The organism is Hydrogenophaga sp. A37, assembly GCF_002001205.1.
GTDB lineage: Bacteria > Pseudomonadota > Gammaproteobacteria > Burkholderiales > Burkholderiaceae_C > Hydrogenophaga.
The window spans coordinates 1-18742 of the sequence record NZ_MUNZ01000113.1 but is presented as its reverse complement, the minus strand read 5'-3'; the positions used below and the strand labels follow the sequence as shown (position 1 = coordinate 18742).

General features: G+C 66.4%; 19 protein-coding genes and 1 pseudogene. 10 read left to right on the top strand and 10 right to left on the bottom strand.

Features of this window, described 5'->3' with window-relative positions:
• From B0E41_RS13895 to B0E41_RS13870, 6 genes and pseudogenes are all read right to left on the bottom strand, one after another.
• Positions 1-213 (bottom strand): annotated as a pseudogene (locus B0E41_RS13895) (hypothetical protein); the annotation flags it as partial.
• Positions 214-271: 58 nt separating this feature from the next.
• On the bottom strand, positions 272-1021 hold the full coding sequence (locus B0E41_RS13890; RefSeq protein WP_077331751.1) for a DUF1223 domain-containing protein: 750 nt from the start codon (positions 1019-1021) through the stop codon (positions 272-274).
• 213 nt (positions 1022-1234) lie between these two features.
• Positions 1235-1990: an amino acid ABC transporter ATP-binding protein gene (locus B0E41_RS13885; RefSeq protein WP_068174231.1), complete on the bottom strand. Its 756-nt coding sequence runs from the start codon at positions 1988-1990 to the stop codon at positions 1235-1237.
• Positions 1991-2024: 34 nt separating this feature from the next.
• Positions 2025-3128 carry an amino acid ABC transporter permease gene (locus B0E41_RS13880; RefSeq protein ID WP_077331750.1) on the bottom strand — a complete coding sequence of 368 codons (1104 nt, stop codon included), beginning with the start codon at positions 3126-3128 and terminating at the stop codon, positions 2025-2027.
• Positions 3129-3130: 2 nt separating this feature from the next.
• Entirely contained in the window at positions 3131-4330 is a 1200-nt protein-coding gene (locus tag B0E41_RS13875) for an ABC transporter permease subunit (protein WP_253194843.1), read from the bottom strand.
• Positions 4331-4435: 105 nt separating this feature from the next.
• Positions 4436-5464, bottom strand: coding sequence for an amino acid ABC transporter substrate-binding protein (locus B0E41_RS13870; RefSeq protein WP_077331749.1), 1029 nt, complete (start codon positions 5462-5464; stop codon positions 4436-4438).
• A gap of 305 nt (positions 5465-5769) precedes the next feature.
• Between B0E41_RS13870 and B0E41_RS13865 the strand changes: the two genes are divergently transcribed.
• Positions 5770-7494, top strand: coding sequence for a long-chain fatty acid--CoA ligase (locus tag B0E41_RS13865; protein ID WP_077331748.1), 1725 nt, complete (start codon positions 5770-5772; stop codon positions 7492-7494).
• Positions 7495-7516: 22 nt separating this feature from the next.
• Positions 7517-7759 (top strand): hypothetical protein, encoded by a 243-nt coding sequence (locus tag B0E41_RS13860; protein WP_077331747.1) that lies wholly within the window; start codon positions 7517-7519, stop codon positions 7757-7759.
• Here B0E41_RS13860 and B0E41_RS13855 read toward each other — a convergent pair whose 3' ends face one another.
• Both B0E41_RS13855 and B0E41_RS13850 read right to left on the bottom strand, forming a co-directional pair.
• Positions 7760-8611 carry a DUF2189 domain-containing protein gene (locus B0E41_RS13855; protein ID WP_077331746.1) on the bottom strand — a complete coding sequence of 284 codons (852 nt, stop codon included), beginning with the start codon at positions 8609-8611 and terminating at the stop codon, positions 7760-7762. It abuts the gene before it with no gap.
• A 115-nt stretch (positions 8612-8726) separates the two neighbouring features.
• Positions 8727-9188, bottom strand: coding sequence for a hypothetical protein (locus B0E41_RS13850; protein WP_077331745.1), 462 nt, complete (start codon positions 9186-9188; stop codon positions 8727-8729).
• A 262-nt stretch (positions 9189-9450) separates the two neighbouring features.
• On the opposite strand from B0E41_RS13850, the gene B0E41_RS13845 reads away from it, so the two are divergent.
• The 8 genes from B0E41_RS13845 (at position 9451) to B0E41_RS13810 (ending at position 17323) form a co-directional block, all read left to right on the top strand.
• The gene (locus B0E41_RS13845) at positions 9451-10194 is read left to right on the top strand and encodes a 2OG-Fe dioxygenase family protein (protein ID WP_077331744.1); all 744 of its coding nucleotides are present in this window, start codon (positions 9451-9453) and stop codon (positions 10192-10194) included.
• A gap of 114 nt (positions 10195-10308) precedes the next feature.
• The gene (locus B0E41_RS13840; protein ID WP_077331743.1) at positions 10309-10806 is read left to right on the top strand and encodes a PTS sugar transporter subunit IIA; all 498 of its coding nucleotides are present in this window, start codon (positions 10309-10311) and stop codon (positions 10804-10806) included.
• Positions 10803-12698 carry an ATP-binding protein gene (locus B0E41_RS13835; RefSeq protein WP_077331742.1) on the top strand — a complete coding sequence of 632 codons (1896 nt, stop codon included), beginning with the start codon at positions 10803-10805 and terminating at the stop codon, positions 12696-12698. Before B0E41_RS13840 ends, B0E41_RS13835 begins: the two co-directional genes overlap by 4 nt.
• Positions 12695-13402: a response regulator gene (locus B0E41_RS13830; protein ID WP_077331741.1), complete on the top strand. Its 708-nt coding sequence runs from the start codon at positions 12695-12697 to the stop codon at positions 13400-13402. The genes B0E41_RS13835 and B0E41_RS13830 overlap by 4 nt, the downstream gene beginning before the upstream one ends.
• A 124-nt stretch (positions 13403-13526) precedes the next feature.
• The gene (locus tag B0E41_RS13825) at positions 13527-14066 is read left to right on the top strand and encodes a TRAP transporter small permease subunit (protein WP_077331740.1); all 540 of its coding nucleotides are present in this window, start codon (positions 13527-13529) and stop codon (positions 14064-14066) included.
• A complete protein-coding gene (locus B0E41_RS13820; protein ID WP_077331739.1) occupies positions 14063-15565 on the top strand; it encodes a TRAP transporter large permease subunit in 1503 nt (500 codons plus the stop codon). Before B0E41_RS13825 ends, B0E41_RS13820 begins: the two co-directional genes overlap by 4 nt.
• Complete coding sequence (locus tag B0E41_RS13815; protein ID WP_077331738.1) at positions 15562-16047, top strand: hypothetical protein; 486 nt, start codon at positions 15562-15564, stop codon at positions 16045-16047. Before B0E41_RS13820 ends, B0E41_RS13815 begins: the two co-directional genes overlap by 4 nt.
• Positions 16048-16255: 208 nt before the next feature.
• The gene (locus tag B0E41_RS13810) at positions 16256-17323 is read left to right on the top strand and encodes an ionic transporter y4hA (RefSeq protein WP_077331737.1); all 1068 of its coding nucleotides are present in this window, start codon (positions 16256-16258) and stop codon (positions 17321-17323) included.
• 175 nt (positions 17324-17498) lie between these two features.
• Here B0E41_RS13810 and B0E41_RS13805 read toward each other — a convergent pair whose 3' ends face one another.
• Entirely contained in the window at positions 17499-17849 is a 351-nt protein-coding gene (locus tag B0E41_RS13805; RefSeq protein ID WP_077331736.1) for a YkvA family protein, read from the bottom strand.
• A gap of 285 nt (positions 17850-18134) precedes the next feature.
• The coding region (locus B0E41_RS13800) for a VWA domain-containing protein (protein ID WP_143433834.1) at positions 18135-18742 on the bottom strand (608 nt) is incomplete at its 5' end.

The following is an 18742-nucleotide window of genomic DNA, read 5'->3' as shown; positions in this document are numbered from 1 at the left end:
CATGGCCGGGCCGTTGCAGACATCACACAGATCGTGGGTCTGCTGGTCGTCAGCGGTGGCGTCGGTGAGCCCGCTGACGTTGGTGGGGGCGGGGTGGTCCGCGCAGTGCGCCGTGGTGCCGGGCGCCGATGGCATCGCCACCGCCATGGCGTCGCCGGCCCAGGCGCGCAGGGGGAGCAGGGCGATCAGGAGGATCAGCAGCCAGTGACGCATGGGTGGGAATGATACGTGCGGACGCCAGAAGTTCATTCTGAAAGTCGACCGGCGGCCATCAGGTGCAGCGCAAGGCCAGCGCCTGCAGCGGCCGGGTGAGGCTGGCGTCGGTGACCACAAAGGCGATTCGCAGCCCGCGCAACCCGGGCGGGTTGTCCGGCAAGCTGAGCTGCCAACTCTTTCCGCCGCGCGCGGGCCAGGCCGCCACCGGTTGGTACAGGCGCACAACATGGTCGTTGCGCAGCGTGGTGCCGCTGTTTTCGCCTCGGGTCACCGGGCTGGTCAACCCGTCCTGCAGCACCGCCCAGTACCCCGCCAGGTTCTGCGATGCGGCGCTGGCGCTCACGTGGGCGGTCACTTGGTTGCCTTCGCGCACCAGGTGCAGCCCGGGCGCCAGCGCTGCATCGGCGCGCGGCAGATCTTTCGCGTTCTGGCCCCACCATGTGCGGTGGTCTTTGCCGTTGACCACGACCTGGGGCGTGTAGACATGCGGCGCGGCATGGGCGGCCCGGATCAGGTGCTGGCGTTGGGTGGTGACCTCGGACGCGAATGGGTCTTTCCAGCCCAGGTGGTTCCAGTAGTTGACGTGAAAGGCCAATGCCAGGACCTCGGTGGGCGCGTTCAGCCCCGAGAGCCAGCGGTCGGCCGGTGGGCAGGAGCTGCAGCCTTGCGAGGTGTACAGCTCCACCACGGTCAGGGGCCGTTCGCCCGAGCGCGCCTCGCAGCGCTGTGCGCTGGCCAGGCCCGGCAGCAGCGCGCCGGTGAGCAGGGCGAGCAGGCAGGCGACTTGAGGTCGGGTGGCGGGCATGGTGGGCTCCTTGGACGGGTGTGCCCATGGGTCGGCGGCGCCGCGCGTTTCTTACGCTGAGCCGATCAATGCGCGACGAGCGTCTGCGCCTGCCTGGAGGGCGCGCTCGGCAGCACGGTTTGTAGGGGCTCGCATGTGCAAGAAAAAAGGCTGCCACAGGGTGACAGCCTCGTTCGAAACCGGTTGGGCCGAGCGCGACGGCCCGGGGGGCTTTCAATGCCCCAGGATCTTGGACAAAAAGTCCTTGCTGCGGTCGGTCTGCGGGTGGTTGAAGAATTCGGTCGGGGTGTTCTGCTCCACCACCTGGCCCTGGTCCATGAAGATCACACGGTCGGCCACGGCCTTGGCAAAGCCCATCTCGTGCGTCACGCACAACATGGTCATGCCCTGATCGGCCAGGCCGATCATCACGTCCAGCACTTCCTTGATCATCTCCGGGTCGAGCGCCGAGGTGGGCTCGTCGAACAGCATGATCTTGGGCGTGAGACACAGCGCGCGCGCGATGGCCACGCGCTGCTGTTGGCCGCCCGAAAGCTGCAGCGGGTACTTGTGGGCGTGTTCGGCGATGCGCACGCGCTCCAGCTGCACCATGGCCTTTTCAATCGCCACGTTGCGCGGCAGCTTGGCCACCCAGGTGGGCGAGAGGATCAGGTTTTCCAGCACGGTCAGGTGAGGGAACAGGTTGAATTGCTGGAACACCATGCCCACTTCGCGGCGCACCTTGTCGACACCCTTGAGATCGTCGCCGACCAGGGTGCCGTCCACCGTGAGCTTGCCCTCCTGGTATTCCTCCAGCGCGTTGACGCAGCGGATCAGGGTGGATTTTCCCGAGCCGGAGGGGCCGCAGATCACGACCTTCTCGCCCTTGGCGAAACTGAGGTTCACGTCGCGCAGCACGTGGTAACCATTGCTGGCGTACCACTTGTTGACGCCTTCGAAATGAATGATGGGGGCTTCTTGTTGGGTCATGAGAGGCTTTCTGCTTTTTGGGGATGTTCTGTGTTCAGCGGACTTTGCTGACGGCGGTGCGTTTTTCAACCCACAGGCTGTAGCGCGACATGGCAAAACAGAACACGAAATAGATCAGCGTGATGAAGAAATAGGCTTCGAGCTTGAAGGGACGCCAGTCGGCGTCGGCGTTGAGCGCGAGCGCCAGCGCGCCGGTCAACTCGTAAAGAGAGACGATGGTCACCAGCGACGTGTCCTTGAACATGCCGATGAAGGTGTTCATCAATGACGGCACCACCATCGACAGCGCCTGCGGCAACACGATCTTGCGTTGTGCCTGCCAGTAGCTCAGGCCCAGCGTCGCCGCTGCCTCGGTCTGGCCCTTGGGCAGGGCCTGCAGGCCGCCGCGCACCACTTCGGCCATGTAGGCGGCCGAGAACAGCGTGATGGCGATCACCACACGGATCAGCACGTCCACACTCACACCATCGGGCATGAACAGCGGCAGCATGAACGAGGCCATGAACAGCACCGTGATCAGCGGCACACCGCGGATCAGCTCCACGTAGAGCGTGCACAGGGTCTTGATGGCGGGCATGTTGGAACGCCGGCCCAACGCCACGAAGATCGCCAGCGGAAACGCCATGGTCATCGACACCACCGTCAGCATCACGGTCAGGGGCAGGCCGCCCCACTGGTCGGTGTCGATTGCTGTCAAGCCGAGCACGCCGCCCTTCATGAGGATGAAATAGACCACCAGCATGGCCAGCCAGATGGGGCCGAGCCAGCGGTTCCAGAAACGTGGCATGCAGCTGATACCGACCACGCCCAGCATGAGCGCAGTGGCGATCACCGGGCGCCAGTGCTCGGCCTGCGGGTAGCGGCCCATCACGATCAGGCGGCCCTTTTCGGTGACCACGCCCCAGCAGGCGCCGATGCCCCGCATGTTGTTGCAGACCTCGAGGTGGGCGCCGAACACGGCGTTGAGCAGCGCCCAGTCCAGGCTCTTGACCACGGCCAGCACCACCACCGCCAGCACCAACAGCGTCATGATGCTGTTGGTGAGGTTGGCGAACAGGTTGGTCTTGAGCCAGGCCACGGCGCCCGTGCTCTGGCCTGGCATCGGGCGGGCGGGAATATTTTGGTAAATCTGTTGCATGGTCAACGTTCCTGGATGGCTGCGCTGGCGTTGAACCAGTTCATCAGCGCCGAGGTGATGAGGGAGAGAGCGAGGTAGACCAACATCACGATCGACAAGGCCTCGATCGCGCGACCGGTCTGGTTGAGCGTGGTGTTCGCGATCGACACCAGCTCCGGGTAACCCACGGCCACCGCGAGCGAGGAGTTCTTGGTCAGGTTCAGGTACTGGCTGGTCAGTGGCGGAATGATCACGCGCAGCGCCTGCGGCAGCACCACCAGTCGCATCGACTGGCCCTTGTTCAGGCCCAGCGAAGCGGCTGCTTCATGTTGGCCCAGCGACACCGATGCGATGCCCGAGCGCACGATTTCGGCAATGAACGACGCGGTGTAGAGCACCAGGCCGAGCAGCAGCGCGGTGAACTCGGGGCTGAACACGGCACCGTTTTCGATCTGGAAATCGCCCTTTGTGGGCAAGTCCCAACCGGTGGGCGCTCCACCCGCGAGCCAGCCCGCGACGGCGAGTCCGACGATCAGAGCCAGCGACACCCAAAGCACCGGCTTTTGCTGGCCGGTCAGGTCGAAATGCCGCTGCGCCTTGCGCGAGTACATGAACGAACCAATGACACCCAGCACCAGGCCGATGAGCGCCAGCGTCTGCCCCAGTTTCCACACCGGCCAGGGGAAGGCCAGGCCGCTTTTGCTCAGGTAGAAGTGACCCACCTGCCAGGCTGCTTCGAAGCTGGGCAGGATTTCGGTGAAGACGATGTACCAGATCAGCAGCTGCAGATAGATGGGCACGTTACGGAAAAACTCGACGTAGCCGTAACAGAGCTTGCGCACCAGGAAGTTGGTGGAGAAGCGGCCGATGCCGATCAGGGTGCCCAGGATCGTGGCCAGCACGATGCCGATGACAGCGACCTTGAGTGTGTTGAGCAGACCGATGGAGAACGCCATCCAGTAGGTGCTCATCACGTCGTACGGGATCACGGTTTCGCTGATGTCGAAACCGAACGGCTGACCCATGAAGTCGTAGCCGCTCTGGATGCCGCGCTCGCGCATGTTGCGCAGGGTGTTGCGAACCAGCAGCCATCCCAGCATCACCACCGAAGCGATGGCGACGATCTGGTAAATGACGCTGCGGCCTTCGCGGCTGTTCCAGGACATCGAGCGCCGTTTTTTGGCGGGCAGCGGCCGCGCTTCAATCATGGGCTGATGGGACATGAGGGGCAGTTCCAGAAATGAAAATCTAAAAAAATCGGCACAAGTGCCCTACGAAACCAGTTCATAGAGCACTTGTGCCTGCGACGGCCAAATGCCGGTTGCGGATCAGCGCAGTGGGGACGCGTACATGAAACCGCCAGCGCTCCAGAGGTTGTTCTTGCCGCGCGGCAGGTTGATGGCGGTTTTCGGGCCCACATTGCGCTCGAACATTTCACCGTAGTTGCCCACGGCCTTGATCGAGCGTGCCAGCCATTCCTTGTCCAGGCCCAGGTGCTTGCCGAGGTCTTCGGTCGAGCCCAGCATGCGACCGACCTGCGGGTCGGTGCTCTTCTTCATCTCTTCCACGTTGGCTTGGGTGATGCCGTATTCCTCGGCTTCGACCAGGCCGTTGAGCACCCACTTGGTGATGGCGAAGAACTCGTCGTCACCGCGGCGCACCATCGGGCCCAGGGGCTCTTTGGAAATCAGGTCGGGCAGGATCACGTGGTCGGCAGGCACCTTGGCTTCTTTGGCACGGATCGATGCCAGGCCCGACGCGTCGGTGGTGTAGGCCTGGCAGCGGCCAGCGAAGTAAGCGCCGGTAGAGGCTTCGAGTTTTTCAAACACGACGGCCTTGATGTTGAGCTTGTTGGCTCGTGAGAAGTCGGTCAGGTTCTTCTCGGTGGTGGTGCCGGACTGCACGCACACCGTGGCGCCCTTGAGCTGCTTGGCGCTGGTGATCTTGCCCTTGTTGACCAGGAAGCCCTGGCCATCGTAGTAGTTCACGCCCACGAAATGCAGACCCAGCGAGGCGTCGCGTGAGAGGGTGTTGGTGGTGTTGCGAGCGAGCACATCGACCTCGCCGGATTGCAGGGCGGTGAAGCGCTGCTGGGCCGTCAGGGGCACCCACTTGACCTTGCTGGCATCGTTCAACACGGCTGCGGCCACGGCCTTGCAGTAGTCCACGTCCAGACCTGTCCAGGCACCAGCGCTGTCGGCGGCGGAGAAGCCGGCCAGACCCACGTTCACACCACACACCAGCTGGCCACGCGCCTTGATGGCGTCCACGGTTTTGCCTGCGTGGGCGGGCAAGCTCACCAATGCCGAGGCTGCGCCCAGGCCCAACACGGCCAGTTTCAGTGAATTCAATTTCATGGTTTCTCCGGTTTTCTATAGAGGTTGATCGTCAGGTAACACTGCACCAGAAGAGGGCAGTCCGCACCCGCAGGGCGACTGTATTACCCCCTCGCAGGCTGGCACATCGGGGTTTACGTGGGAAAACTATGCGAAGAATGTATGACCGCATCGCTCCGCCCCCGGCCACCCTTCCGAGACGGTCACAGCAGCAGGTTCCATGCCAGTGCCCCAGCCGGCAACCCGTCTCAAGAGCGACAACACTGCTTTCCTTTTCGAAGCACGCGACCGTATGCTGCGGCCGGAGAACCATCAGGAGACCACCGATGCCATCCCTCTCCATCCAACCGGTGTCGCCCGCCGCCGCCCGGCCGCACCACCGTTTCTGGCCCAAGCGCCTGCCGCACCGCATCACCCCGCCGGCCACCTCGCTCTGGCACAACCTGGTGGTCAATGCCCAGCGCTACCCCGACAAGCCAGCGCTGGTGTTCTTTGATCGAAGCACCAGCTACCGTGAGCTGCTCGAACAGGCCGAACGTCTGGCGGCCCACCTGCACGCGCGCGGTGTGAAGGCAGGAGACCGGGTGATCCTGTTGATGCAGAACTGCCCGCAGTGGATCGTGGCGCATTACGCGATCCTGCGTGCCAATGCGGTGGTGGTGCCGGTCAACCCGATGAACCGCGCCGAAGAGCTCAAGCACTACATCACCGATCCGGACGTGAAGTTCGCCATCAGCGCGGCCGATCTCGCGGGCGAGTTGCTGCAGGCCAACGCCGCGCTGCCCGAGGCGCAACGCCTCACACACCTCGTGGTGGCGCACTACCACGACGCCATCGGCCCGCAGGCCGAGGTGCCGCCGGCTTGGACCGATTGGCTGGGCGCGCGTCATGCGCTGCCCGTTTTGCCGGGCGGCACGGTGACCGATTGGGCCGATGCCCTGGCGTGCACCGAGGCGGCCCCGCTGCACGACCGCCAAGCCGCTGACCTGTGCGTGTTGCCCTACACCAGCGGCACGACCGGTCTGCCCAAGGGCTGCATGCACACCCACGCCAGCATCATGCACAACGCGGTGGCGGGTTGCCTCTGGGCTGGCAGCACCTCGGAAAACGTGTCTCTGGTGGTGGTGCCGCTGTTTCACATCACCGGCATGGTGGCGGGCATGCACGCCGGCCTGTATGTCGGCGCCACGGTGGTGCTGATGCCACGCTGGGACCGCGACCTGGCCGGGCGCCTGATCTCGGCCTGGAGGGTCACCAACTGGACCAACATCCCCACCATGGTGATCGACCTGCTGGCCAGCCCGCGCTTTGACCAGTACGACCTATCCAGCCTGCAGTACATCGGGGGTGGCGGTGCGGCCATGCCGCAGGCGGTGGCGCAGCGCCTGTTTGAGCAGTACGGCTTGCGTTATGCCGAGGGCTACGGCCTGACCGAAACCGCGGCACCTTCGCACAACAACCCGCCGGACGCCCCCAAACAGCAGTGCCTGGGCATTCCGTTCATGAGCGTCGAGGCCCGCGTGGTGGACCCGGAGACGCTGCAGGAAATGCCGCAGGGCGAGGCGGGCGAGATCATCATTCGCGGGCCCTCGGTATTCAGTGGTTACTGGAAGCGACCCGACGCCACCGAGGCGGCTTTCATCGATTTCGAAGGCCAGCGGTTCTTCCGATCAGGTGATCTGGGCAAGGTGGACGAAGACGGCTATTTCTTCATCACCGACCGCCTGAAACGCATGATCAACGCCAGCGGGTTCAAGGTCTGGCCGGCCGAGGTCGAGGCCTTGATGTTCCGTCACCCGGCGATCGCTGAGGCCTGCGTGATCAGCACGAAGGACGACTACCGGGGCGAGAGCGTGAAAGCCGTGGTGGTGCTGCGCGATGCCGCGCGTGGTCAGACGACGGAGCAGGACATCATTCACTGGTGCCGCGAGAACATGGCGGTCTACAAGGCGCCGCGCGTGGTGCAGTTCGTCGACGCCTTGCCCAAGAGCGGGAGTGGCAAGGTGATGTGGCGGTTGCTGCAGGAGAAAGAGCCGAAAGAGCCGGTGTGAACCCCGGCCGGCACAATCGGCCATGACCTCGCCCCTTTCGTTTCTGCGCCGGCTCTGGCAGCCCCGTCACCCGCTGTTCTGGCTGGTGGTGGTGCTCAACTTGCTTTCGTCGATCATGACCACCCTGCTCATGGTGCTGCAGCCGCAGGGCCTGCTGCGCGGCGTACTCACCGCCCTGGCCTTGCTGAACACCCTGGCGGGCTGGTGGTTGCTCGCCCGACTCTGGCGCGGGTCTGCTCCGTTGGAAAAGGACGAAGGGGCCTGATCAGGCAGCCGGCACGATGTGCCGGTAGGCGTGCCAGGTGGCGTGCCCGATCACCGGGCCGGCGATCAGCAGCCCCAGGAACACCGGCAACATGGCGAGCACGATGACGCCGGTGATGAGCGCGCCCCAGAACAACATGACCCCCGGGTTCTGCAGGCAGGCGCGGATGCTGGTCAACCCGGCCGACACGGCGTCGACCTGACGGTCCATGATCATCGGGATGGAGATCACGCTGGTGACGAAGATCAGGCCGGCGAAGACGCCGCCGACCAGGCAGTAGGTGATCACGAAGCCGATGTTTTCCGGGTCCACCAGCATGGCCAGCAGGTTGGCCTTGCCGGGCAGGGTGTTGAAGCTCACCGCAAACACCACCAGGGCCGCGCGGCCCCAGAGCATTTCCAGGATCAGCAGCACGCCGGCAAAGATGGCCATGGTCCCGCGCGTGGGCCTCCAGGCTTGCAGTGAGGCGCGCAGAGAGGGCCGGTGGCTGTGCGTCTGCATGGCCTTGCTGGCGTCGTACAAGCCCAGGCACAGGAACGGCCCCATGAGCAGGAAGCCTGCGCTCAAGGCCAGCAGGTACTCGGGCGCCTTCTGGAACAGCGCCAGCAGCGCGTGGCCCATCACGAAGAAACACAGGCCATAGAACAGACCGATGCGCGGGCAACGCTTGAAATCCGCCCAGCCCAGCCTGAGCCACTGGATGGGGTCGGACATGCGCAGGGTGGCGAGTTCGAGCGAAAAAACCGACGGGCCGCGCGCGGCCTCGTCGTCGGATGGTGTGATGTGGGTGGGGGTGTCTGCCGGTGCAGGCTCGTCGGCGGCTTCGGCAATGGCGTGAAGGGCTGGTGCCATGGGTGTCTCCGGTTGGCCAACAATATAACCATTGGCCAATATCGACACCCACATGGTTTACCCCATGTGAAGGTAGGGTTTTTCGCTGGGCCGCGGTGGTGCGACGGGCGGGTCTTCAGTATCGCGCCTGGGCGGTGTGGCCACCCGCTGTCTGGCGTGTGGCGCCACCCCCGGCACCAGCGCTGATACCGGCAGGCTCGCGCCGCATGTGCAACGCCAATGCCGCGTCGAGCGACTGTGTGTGTTTGGCGAACCAGACCGCCAGTTCGCCGGCCATGTCGCGTACCTCCGCCAGCCTGCCGGCCTCGGCCATGACCAGACCTTCGCGCAGCACGTTGAGCACCACGCGGTGCTGCAGGATGTGGTTCTCGGCAGACGCAAAGCGGGTCTTGCGCATCCAGTCGTCCTCGCTTCCAAAGTGGCGCACCGTGTGGGCGACCACTGCGCGCCAGGTGGTCGCGAGGGCGTCGTCGGGCGCGGTTTGGGCCAGCGCGAGCAGGTCGACAAACTCGCGATGCACGGTGTCCATGGGTTCAAAGTCCAGCAGCAGGGCGTCGGACCATTCAACGGTGTTCATAGCGGCCTCCTTGGCAATGCCCACAGCTTGACATCGCGCGAACGTGGCGGTTTTGATCCAGCGCAGAAACAGCGCAGGCGATACCGCGGTGGCCGTATGAGCGCCGCGTCGGGCCGCTCCCAAGCCAGCTCGCACCGCAGCCCGCAGGGCGAAGGTCTCCAGTGAGCGCCGCCCGGCCGTTCCGAAGGCGCTCAGCCCCGCAGTGCGCAGCACGGAGGGTCGTCCAGTGAGGCGCCGGTACGCACCGGTACACTGCCCGGCCATGACTCGACTTGCCTTTCAACCCCCCTATGTACCCTTGAGCGGGCTCGATTCCACCCTCAGAACCACCGGTTTTGCGCTCGTTTGCGCCAGCGACGTGCAGCGCTGGCTGCACACCGACGCCGAGCAGCTGGAGGCCTTGCACGCCAGCTGGGACGACCTGCCGAGTGACGCCTACCTGATGGACGGCGGCCGCTACCGGCGCCGTCGCCACAGCTGCTTCGTGGTGAATGGCGACGCGGTGCAACAGGTGCCGCACCGTGCGCACTGGCAGCCGCTGGAATACAACGCCTTGCACGGCGGCATGCAGCGCTGGTTCGAGCCCATGGACCCGGCCGTGGTGGCGTTGCCGCTCTGGCAGCGCCTGCTGGGCACGGTGGGGCACGCGGTGTCGGCACTGCACGGCGCGCGGCCCTGGTTTGTGGAGGCGCACCCGTTTCGCATCGACACCACCGACGGCATCGGGCGGCCCACCCCTGAGGGCGCGCACCGCGACGGGGTGGACATGGTGGCGGTGTTCATGCTGGGGCGACACCGCATCAAGGGCGGCGAGAGCCGGGTTTTTGAAGCTCAGGGCCCCGGCGGCCAGCGCTTCACCCTCACCGAGCCCTGGTCGCTGCTGCTGCTGGACGACGAGCGCGTGATCCACGAGAGCACACCGATCCAGCCGATGTCGCCCGGCGAACTCGGCTGGCGCGACACGCTGGTGCTGACCTTTCGGCGGGACGGCTTTCAGGGCGGCTGAACCGTCCCGCTGGCCTTGAACGACCCCGGTTCCAGGTCTCTGGCCCATGGCGGCGAGCGGGGGCCCTTTGTTACGCCGTTTTTACGCCGCCGTTGCTCCAATCGGGGCCTGCGGATGCACCCACCCTGGGGTGGTGCCGTTCAACTTCCCGGTCCCCGCAACGTGATCGATCTGGCCCAGCTTCGCCTCGATGTGGAAGCGCGCGTTGGCGTGGCGCTGTCCGACGCCACGGAACTGTTCAAGTTCGTGGACCACATCGTGAGCGATGGCAAGCGCATCCAGACCGGTGCCGTGGCGCGCCAGTTGGCACTGCGCCAGGTCCGGCGCGGCACCTCGCTGGGCGGTGGCGTGGCCGTGCCGCATGCGGCGGTGCGCAGGTTGCCGCGTGCGCGGTTGATCTACATCCAGCTGCAGGCCGCGATTACCATGGACGTGTCCGACCATGAAGCCGTGCGAGACGTGCTGACCCTGCTCGTGCGCTACCCACCTTCACCTGCTGACCACGCCTTGCTTGAATGCATCCGCGACCCTGACATGAACCCTGTGTTGATCGATCTGTTGCGCCGAGGCTGCTGTGCCGAGGTGGTGGAACGCCTGGCGCGCGGTGCATGAAGACGGCCCTGCTGCTGGTGTGCGTGATGGCCGACGGCCAGGCCTTGCAGCTCGTCCGCCATGCCCGCCGGCTCAGACAGGCGGCGGGCGACCCCTGGCGGGTGCTGCACCTGGACACGGTGTCGGCCCGCAGCGCCAGCCAGGCGGTGAAACAGGATCTTGAACAGGCGCTGAAACTGGCCGACGCCGAAGGTGCTCAGATCGTGCACTCCAGCCTCCACATCAGCGCGAGCGGGGACCTGATGGAGCAGATCGTCCAGCAGGCCAGGAGCGGCGCGGTGTCGGATGTCCTGATCGGCGATCAGGCCACGGGCACGGTCTACTGGCCGGGCTTCGGCGAGCGCTTGAGCGATTTCACCGAGATGTTGGGCAACCGCGTGCCCGATGCCCAGGTGCACGTCCTGGTGGCGCGGCGCCAGTCGCGCCAGCCGCGCGGCACGCCAGGCTGGAACAGGGGGCTGGATGCGCTGCGCTCGGTCCGTGGGTCGCGGTGGTACTGGCGTTTGCCGCTGGCGGTGCTGCTGATCTGTACCGCGCTGAGCGCGGTGATCGCGAGCCAGTTGCACCCCATCAACCTGATCCTGATCTACCTTGTGGGCGTGGTGTACGTGGCGCTCAAGCGCGACCTCGTCGCTTCGGTGGCCACCGTGCTGGGGGCGATCCTGATCTTCGACTGGATTTTCGTGATGCCACGCTGGTCGCTCAAGCCCACCGACCCGGACTACTTCTTCACCTTCGCCATCACCCTGTGTGTGGGCCTGGCGGTCAGCCGCCTGGCCGTGCGTGCACGCGAGGCTGCGGTGGGGGCGCTGGCGCTGGCCGACCGTGCCCAGTCGCTCGGCTTGCTCGCGCAGAGCCTGTCGTCTGCACGCACGTCCGATGAAATCGTTCGAACGCTGCTGGGTGAAATCGAGCGTGGCGTGGGCGCACAAGGCCAGATCCAGCTGGGCGAGGCGCTGCCCCCGGACGCGCCGGTACACACCGTCGCGCCCTCGCCCGACGGCGTGTACCGGTTCGGGCTCAACGGCGCCGATGGCCCCCTGGGCGTGCTGCAAGTGGCGCGCTTGCCCACGGCTCGGCAGACCACCGAAGACCTGCACCTGCTGCAGGCGCTGTCCAACCAGGCCGCACTCGCCCTGGACCGCTGCAACGCCGATCTGCGCAGCCGTCAGGCGGCGATCGAAGCCGAGGCCGAGCGCGTGCGCAACACGCTGCTGGCCGGCATCTCGCACGACTTCCGCACGCCACTGACCGCCATCATCGGGGCTGCTACCACGGTGCTCATGCAGGGCCGGCAGATCACCGCCGATCAACACGACGCGCTGTTGCACCACATGCTCGACCAGGCCCAGCGCCTGCAGTCCCTCACCAGTGACCTGCTCGACCTCGCCCGGCTGCAAGACGGCGCGGTGCGGCCCGAATGCGAATGGTGTCCGGTCGGCGAGCTGGTGCGCGACGCGCTGGCCATGAACCGAGCTGCGCTGGGAACGCGGTGGGTGGACCTGCAGGCGAAGGAGGAAGACGTGGTGTGGTGCGACGCACGCCTGATCACCCAGGCCATGAGCAACCTGCTGCTCAACGCCGCGCAGCATTCGCCGGCCGACGGCGCCATCGCGTTGACGGTGACAGTGGGCCCTGACACCTGGACGCTGAGCGTGCGGGACCAGGGCCCGGGGTTGATGCCGGGTCAGGAGGTCGAGGTGTTTCGCAAGTTCTACCGCGACGGCAGCACCCACTCGGCGGCCGGCACCGGGCTGGGCCTGGCCATCTGCGAGGTCGTGGCTCGCTTGCACGGCGGCGGCATCGCCGCGCGCAGCGACGGTGGCGCCGTGTTCGAGATGTGGTTTCCCTGCCCGGTGGCCGAGCCGCCGCCCCTGGAGCTGCCCGAATGAACCAGCCGCCCTTGCTGCAGGTGCTGATCGTGGACGACGAGCCGGCGATCCGTGACCTGCTGCGGACCACGCTGCAGGCCGAGGGTTACGGTGTGATCGAGGCGGCCACGGCGCGCGAAGGCGCCACGCTGGCGGGCAATCGCCGGGTGGACCTGTTCCTGATCGACCTGGGTCTGCCGGACGGCGACGGTGTGGCGCTCATCCGCGACATCCGCGGCTGGACGCAGCGGCCCATTCTGGTGCTGTCGGCCCGGACCCAGGAGTCGCAGAAGGTCGATGCCCTGGACGCCGGAGCCGACGACTTCGTCACCAAGCCCTTTGGTGTGGCCGAGCTGCACGCGCGCATCCGTGTCGCGCTGCGGCACGCGGGCACCCCAGCGACCCTCGGTACAACATTGACCCTGGGCGACGTGACGATCGACCTGCTGGCCCGCACGGTCGCGCGGGCCGGGGAGCCGATCAAGCTGACCGCCACCCAGTGGCGGCTGCTGGAGGTGCTGGCACGGCACGCCGGGCGGGTGGTCAGCGGCCGGCAGCTGCTGCGCGAGGTGTGGGGGCCGGGCCATGGCGAGCAGGGGCACTACCTGCGCATCTACGTGCGCCAGTTACGCCAGAAGCTTGAGGTCGACCCGACCCAGCCGCGCTTCCTGCAGACCGAGACGGGCGTGGGTTACCGCCTGCTCCCGGCCAGCGGCAGGGTCTGACGGGCGGCTGACGCCGGCCGTTGCGCCGACGGCATTTTTACGCGGCGTTTACAGCCTCGACCGTACGCTGCGCAACGTCCCCGGGAGACCCCCGGGTCGACCCCAACCACGAGGAGACATTGGCATGAAACGACTGCTGGCACTGGCCCGGCTGATCGACGCGTTCACGGACCGTTTTGCGACCGTGGCGTGGTGGGCCATCCTGGCCGCCTGCGCGATCAGCACCACCAACGCGGTGGTCCGCTACACGCTGGACTACAGCTCCAACGGATTCCTCGAAATCCAGTGGTACCTCTTCGCGGTTTGCGTCATGTTCGGCGCGGCCCAGGTGCTGCGCGTCAACGAACACGTGCGCGTGGACATCTTCTACGGCATGTACCCCACGCGCATCAAGGTGCTCGTCGACCTGCTGGGCCTGTGCTTCTTCCTGCTGCCCATGACGCTGTTCATCGCGTACTCGTCGCTGCCGGTGCTGCTCAAGATGATCGCAAGCCAGGAGATGTCGAGCAACGCGGGCGGCCTGGTCCGCTGGCCCGCGATGCTGACCATCCCGCTGGGCATGTGCCTGGTGGCCTTGCAGGGGGTTGCCGAAATCATCAAACGCGTGGGCTGGCTGATGCACGTGCACGACATGGACACCCACTACGAGAGGCCGCTGCAATGAGCATGGAAACCTTCGCCCCGCTGATGTTCGCGGGGCTGATCTTCGTCATGCTCATCGGCTTTCCGGTGGCTTTCTCGCTGGGGGTGCTGGGGCTGACCTGCGGCTTCTATGCCATCCACATGGGCTGGTTTCCAGCCTCGTTCATGGGCAACCTGCCGCTCAACCTGTTCGGCATCCTGTCCAACGACCTGCTGCTGGCGATCCCCTTCTTCACGCTGATGGGGGCGATCCTGGAGAAATGCGGCCTGGCCGAAGACCTGCTGGAATCGATGAGCCAGCTGTTTGGCCCGGCGCGCGGCGGTCTGGGCTATTCGGTCATCGTGGTCGGCTTCATCCTGGGCGCCATCACGGGCACCGTGGCGGGCCAGGTGATCGCCATGGCCATGATCGCGCTGCCGATCATGATGCGCCACGGTTACGACATGCGCTACGCCACGGGAGTGCTCGCGGCTTCGGGCACCATCACGCAGCTGGTGCCGCCCTCGCTGGTGCTGGTGGTCATGGCCGACCAGCTCGGCCGCTCGGTGGGCGACATGTACAAGGGCGCGTGGGGCCCCTCGGTGCTGCAGGTGCTGTTTTTCCTGGCCTACACCTTCGTGCTCACGCGTCTGCGCCCCCACGCGCTGCCCGGCGTCCCGCCGGAAGCGCGCACGGCCAGCGGCTGGGCACTGTGGAAACAGTGCCTGCGCGGCATCATCCCGTCGGCCTTGCTGATCTTCGCCGTGCTGGGCAGCATGGGTGGGCTTCCCGGCATCACCACCGCGATCTGCACGCCCACCGAAGCCGGCGCGATGGGCGCGGCCGGCGCGTTTGTGCTGGCCGCGCTGCACCGCCGACTGAGCTGGATCCTGGTGCGCGACGCCATGATCGGCACCATGCGCGTCACCGCCATGGTGGTGTTCATCCTGATCGGCTCGCGCGTGTTCTCCCTGGTGTTCCAGGGCGTGGATGGCGGCATCTGGATCGAGCACTTGCTGGGCGACCTGCCGGGCGGCCAGACCGGCTTTCTCATTGTCGTCAACATCTTCATCTTCTTTCTGGCCTTCTTCCTCGACTTCTTCGAGATCGCCTTCATCATCCTGCCGATGCTCGGGCCCGTAGCCGAGAAGATGGGCATCGACCTGATCTGGTTCGGCGTGCTGCTGTGCGTGAACATGCAGACCAGCTTCATGCACCCGCCCTTTGGTTTTGCACTGTTCTACCTGCGTGGCATCTCCGATTCGCTGTTCAAGAACGGCGCCCTGCCGCGCAAGGTGCAGTCGCGCGACATCTACCTGGGCGCGATCCCGTTCGTGCTTCTGCAACTGGTGCTCGTGGTGGTTGTGATCTTCGTGCCGCAGTCCGTGACCGTCTTTCTCGATAAGCCGCTGGTGGTCGATCTGGACAAGGTGGACATGCCGGCCGTGGAGGACACCTTGGGCGCACAGGAGGCCATCGAAACCGAAGACCTGCTCAAAGAAATGGGGCCAGCGGCCGCCCAGCCGGAGACCGGCAAGTGAACCCGCCGGCGTTCACCCCGGTGCAGGGCCGCTCGTTTCCCCGCGCTGTCCAGGTGCTGGCCACCATGGCCATGGCCGGCCTGCTGGCCAGCGTGTGGGCCGCGCGCGGTGAGCTGGCGGGCATGGCGCTGCCCCCCGAGCTGACGTTGCTGGGGGGGCTGGCCGGGCTGGTCGTGGTGTGGCACTACCTGCACATCCTGTTCAGCACCACGGGCATCAGCGGCCAGGCCCTGACCCAGGGATGGCTGTGGCGCAGCCGTGTGCAGCTCAGCGACGTCGCCCAGGTGAAGCTGCTGCGGTTCAAACCGCTGGACGGGCTGGTGGCGCCGCGCCTGGTCGTGCAAACGCGCGGGTTCGGCAAGCACACCTTCCACGCGGCCGACCCGTCCGTGCTGGCGGTGATCGATGTGCTGGTGCACGGCCGGGCCGCGTCACCGGTGGAAGCCGGCGCCGGAACGCACCTGGACCGCACCGCGCCTTGAGGCCGCGACGGCCCCCGCAGCGCCGTTGACCACACCACGACCCCGATCAGGGTCTGCACGACACGCCGGTGCCGACCGGCCAGAGCAGCGTTTTTCAGGGCTTTCGCCCGGCGCTTCAGCGGTGGCACCCGGGGGAACGGGACAATGCGTTACCGTGCAAGCCCGCCGACCCGCGCGGGCACCCCCAACCACAAAGAGAGGATGTTTGATGCTTTCATGGCCCACGTACGTGCCGTTCACCGCCGCTGCCCTGCTGGGAGGCGCCCTCCTGTGGACGCCTGGCGTTCCGCTCATGGCGGTGTGCGCGCTGGCCTTGATCGGTGCCGTGATCGCCGCGGTGCACCACGCCGAGGTGGTGGCGCACCGGGTGGGCGAGCCCTTCGGTACCCTGGTGCTGGCGGTGGCCATCACCGTGATCGAGGTCGCGCTGATCGTCTCGATGATGCTCGCCGGGGGGGAAGACAAAGCCACCTTGCCCCGCGACACGATTTTTTCGGCGGTGATGATCATCAGCACCGGCGTGGTGGGCCTGTGCCTGCTGGTCGGTGGCCTGCACCACCACGAACAGACCTTCCAGCTCGACGGCGCCAGCTCGGCGCTGGCCGCCCTGGTGGCGCTGGCGGGCCTGTCGCTGGTGTTGCCTTCCTTCACCACCAGCGCCGGCGTGGGGCTCTACACCGTGTCGCAACTGGCCTTCGTGGCGGTGTCGTCGCTCGTGCTGTGGGCGGTGTTCGTGTTTGTGCAGACCGTGCGGCACCGCGACTACTTCCTGCCGCCCACCAACGCCTCCGACGAGGACACCCATGCCGCGCCGCCCACGGTTGCGCAGGCCTGGGTCAGCTTCGGCTTGCTGCTGGTGTCTTTGGTGTCGGTGGTGGGACTGGCCAAGCAGTTGTCGCCCAGCATCGAATCGGGCGTGGCGGCCATGGGCGCGCCCAAGGCGGTGATCGGCATCGCCATCGCGCTCTTGGTGCTGCTGCCCGAAACCTGGGCGGCGGTGCGCGCGGCCCGCGCCGACCGCTTGCAGGCCAGCATGAACCTGGCCCTGGGCTCGGCCCTGGCCAGCATCGGCCTCACCATCCCAGCCGTCGTGCTCGTTTCGGTGCTGCTCGACCTGCCACTGGTGCTGGGCCTTGCGCCCAAAGACCTGGTGCTGCTGATGCTCAGCTTCCTGGTCAGCACCATCACGCTGGCCACGGGCCGGACCAATGTGATGCAGGGGGCCGTGCACCTGGTGCTGTTCGCGGCCTTCCTGTTCCTGTCGCTGGTGCCTTGAAGGGATGCACCCCCGCCGCGCTGCGCGCGACCCCCAAGGGGACGGCACTGGCCGTCCTGCGAAGCCGGCCCGGCGGTGCCCTGGGGTTGGGCCGCTTCACGCGCCGGGTGGTGCTCCGGCGCTATGAACAACTGATGCGGATTCGCACTCAACCGCATCATCCTGCTGCGTGGTGTTACCGGCTGTGCCCTGGCCGGTTGATGCGCCCGCGCGCGCTTTCGGACGTGGAGTCGGCCTGGGCCGTTGCGGTGCGCCCGGCGGCGCGTTCGTCCGCGTAGTGGCGGATGTGTTCCGGCAGGCGCGCGAGCAGCCAGCGTAGCGCCATGGGCACGATGACCAGGTCGTCCAGCACACCGATCACGGGCAACACATCGGGGATCAGGTCGACTGGCGACACCAGATACAGCACCACGGCCGCCGCGCCGCCCTTGAGCCAGCCCGGCGCCTGCGGATGCCCCAGCGCGAACCACAGGCGACGCACGTCGCCCTTGACCACCACCCACAGCACCGACAGTCGTTTCCACATCGTATTTCTCCAGTTGAGAAGTCCCAGCACACCGAGCATCCGCCAGGTCAGGCTGAGCGCTCACTGCACAGTGTGGGGGTTGTGACTTTGCTTGCAAGAGCGGGTTCCCCGGTGCGGACCAACGGTGACGCATGCCGTGCAAAAAGTCCGATTCCGTTGCTCAGCAAGTGTTCACAGATGCACCTCAGGCGCGAAGTGTCTGAACCGGGAACGCTTTGGTCCCGGCTTCGCCGGGCCGCACCGCGTTGCCCCCTCGAGGGGGTCGCGCGCAGCGCGGCAGGGGTGCTACCTCCTCACCGCGTTGGGGAAATACATCGCGGTGAGGCTGCGGCTGTGCACCGGGGAAAAGTTCTCCCCCACCGTCGCGGCGCCGCTGCCGTAGCGCCGCCATTCGCGCACCCAGTACAGGTGGTCGCAGACCTCCAGCAGGCCGATGGTTTCCCGGTCGCCGATCAGCACGCCGTGGGCGCGCAGCGCCAGCCGCTGCTTGGCGTCGCGCAGCCGTTGCAACGTGGCGTGGGTGACGCCGAACTCGCCGTCGCTGACCACCAGCAGGTCGGCTTCTTCCCAGCCGGCGGTCTGCACCAGTTCGATCGCGCGTTCGATCGGCGTCTGCACGTCGGTGCCGCCGTCAAAGCTCTGGCCCATCAGGTCGAGCAGGTGCTCAAGTCCCGCGGCATCGAGCGTGAGGTCGCGCTCCAGCAACTCGCTGGGGCCGCCAAATGCCAGCAGGCGGCAAGGGCGGTGCCCCGTGTGGGCACTGCGCAGCGCCTGCAGCACGCAGGCCTTGGCGACGTTCTCCGGCGCATCGCGCATGGAGCCCGAGGTGTCGAGGCAGATGATGAGCGGGCCGCGACCGGCGTGGGTGGGCACCTGGCGCCGGGGCTGCGGGT

Excerpts from the sequence above, each read along its gene's own strand:
- B0E41_RS13890 (WP_077331751.1), bottom strand. The coding sequence starts at position 1,021 with ATGCCCGCCACCCGACCTCAAGTCGCCTGCCTGCTCGCCCTGCTCACC.
- B0E41_RS13885 (WP_068174231.1), bottom strand. The coding sequence starts at position 1,990 with ATGACCCAACAAGAAGCCCCCATCATTCATTTCGAAGGCGTCAACAAG.
- B0E41_RS13880 (WP_077331750.1), bottom strand. The coding sequence starts at position 3,128 with ATGCAACAGATTTACCAAAATATTCCCGCCCGCCCGATGCCAGGCCAG.
- B0E41_RS13875 (WP_253194843.1), bottom strand. The coding sequence starts at position 4,330 with ATGTCCCATCAGCCCATGATTGAAGCGCGGCCGCTGCCCGCCAAAAAA.
- B0E41_RS13870 (WP_077331749.1), bottom strand. The coding sequence starts at position 5,464 with ATGAAATTGAATTCACTGAAACTGGCCGTGTTGGGCCTGGGCGCAGCC.
- B0E41_RS13865 (WP_077331748.1), top strand. The coding sequence starts at position 5,770 with ATGCCATCCCTCTCCATCCAACCGGTGTCGCCCGCCGCCGCCCGGCCG.
- B0E41_RS13860 (WP_077331747.1), top strand. The coding sequence starts at position 7,517 with ATGACCTCGCCCCTTTCGTTTCTGCGCCGGCTCTGGCAGCCCCGTCAC.
- B0E41_RS13855 (WP_077331746.1), bottom strand. The coding sequence starts at position 8,611 with ATGGCACCAGCCCTTCACGCCATTGCCGAAGCCGCCGACGAGCCTGCA.
- B0E41_RS13850 (WP_077331745.1), bottom strand. The coding sequence starts at position 9,188 with ATGAACACCGTTGAATGGTCCGACGCCCTGCTGCTGGACTTTGAACCC.
- B0E41_RS13845 (WP_077331744.1), top strand. The coding sequence starts at position 9,451 with ATGACTCGACTTGCCTTTCAACCCCCCTATGTACCCTTGAGCGGGCTC.
- B0E41_RS13840 (WP_077331743.1), top strand. The coding sequence starts at position 10,309 with ATGCACCCACCCTGGGGTGGTGCCGTTCAACTTCCCGGTCCCCGCAAC.
- B0E41_RS13835 (WP_077331742.1), top strand. The coding sequence starts at position 10,803 with ATGAAGACGGCCCTGCTGCTGGTGTGCGTGATGGCCGACGGCCAGGCC.
- B0E41_RS13830 (WP_077331741.1), top strand. The coding sequence starts at position 12,695 with ATGAACCAGCCGCCCTTGCTGCAGGTGCTGATCGTGGACGACGAGCCG.
- B0E41_RS13825 (WP_077331740.1), top strand. The coding sequence starts at position 13,527 with ATGAAACGACTGCTGGCACTGGCCCGGCTGATCGACGCGTTCACGGAC.
- B0E41_RS13820 (WP_077331739.1), top strand. The coding sequence starts at position 14,063 with ATGAGCATGGAAACCTTCGCCCCGCTGATGTTCGCGGGGCTGATCTTC.
- B0E41_RS13810 (WP_077331737.1), top strand. The coding sequence starts at position 16,256 with ATGCTTTCATGGCCCACGTACGTGCCGTTCACCGCCGCTGCCCTGCTG.
- B0E41_RS13805 (WP_077331736.1), bottom strand. The coding sequence starts at position 17,849 with ATGTGGAAACGACTGTCGGTGCTGTGGGTGGTGGTCAAGGGCGACGTG.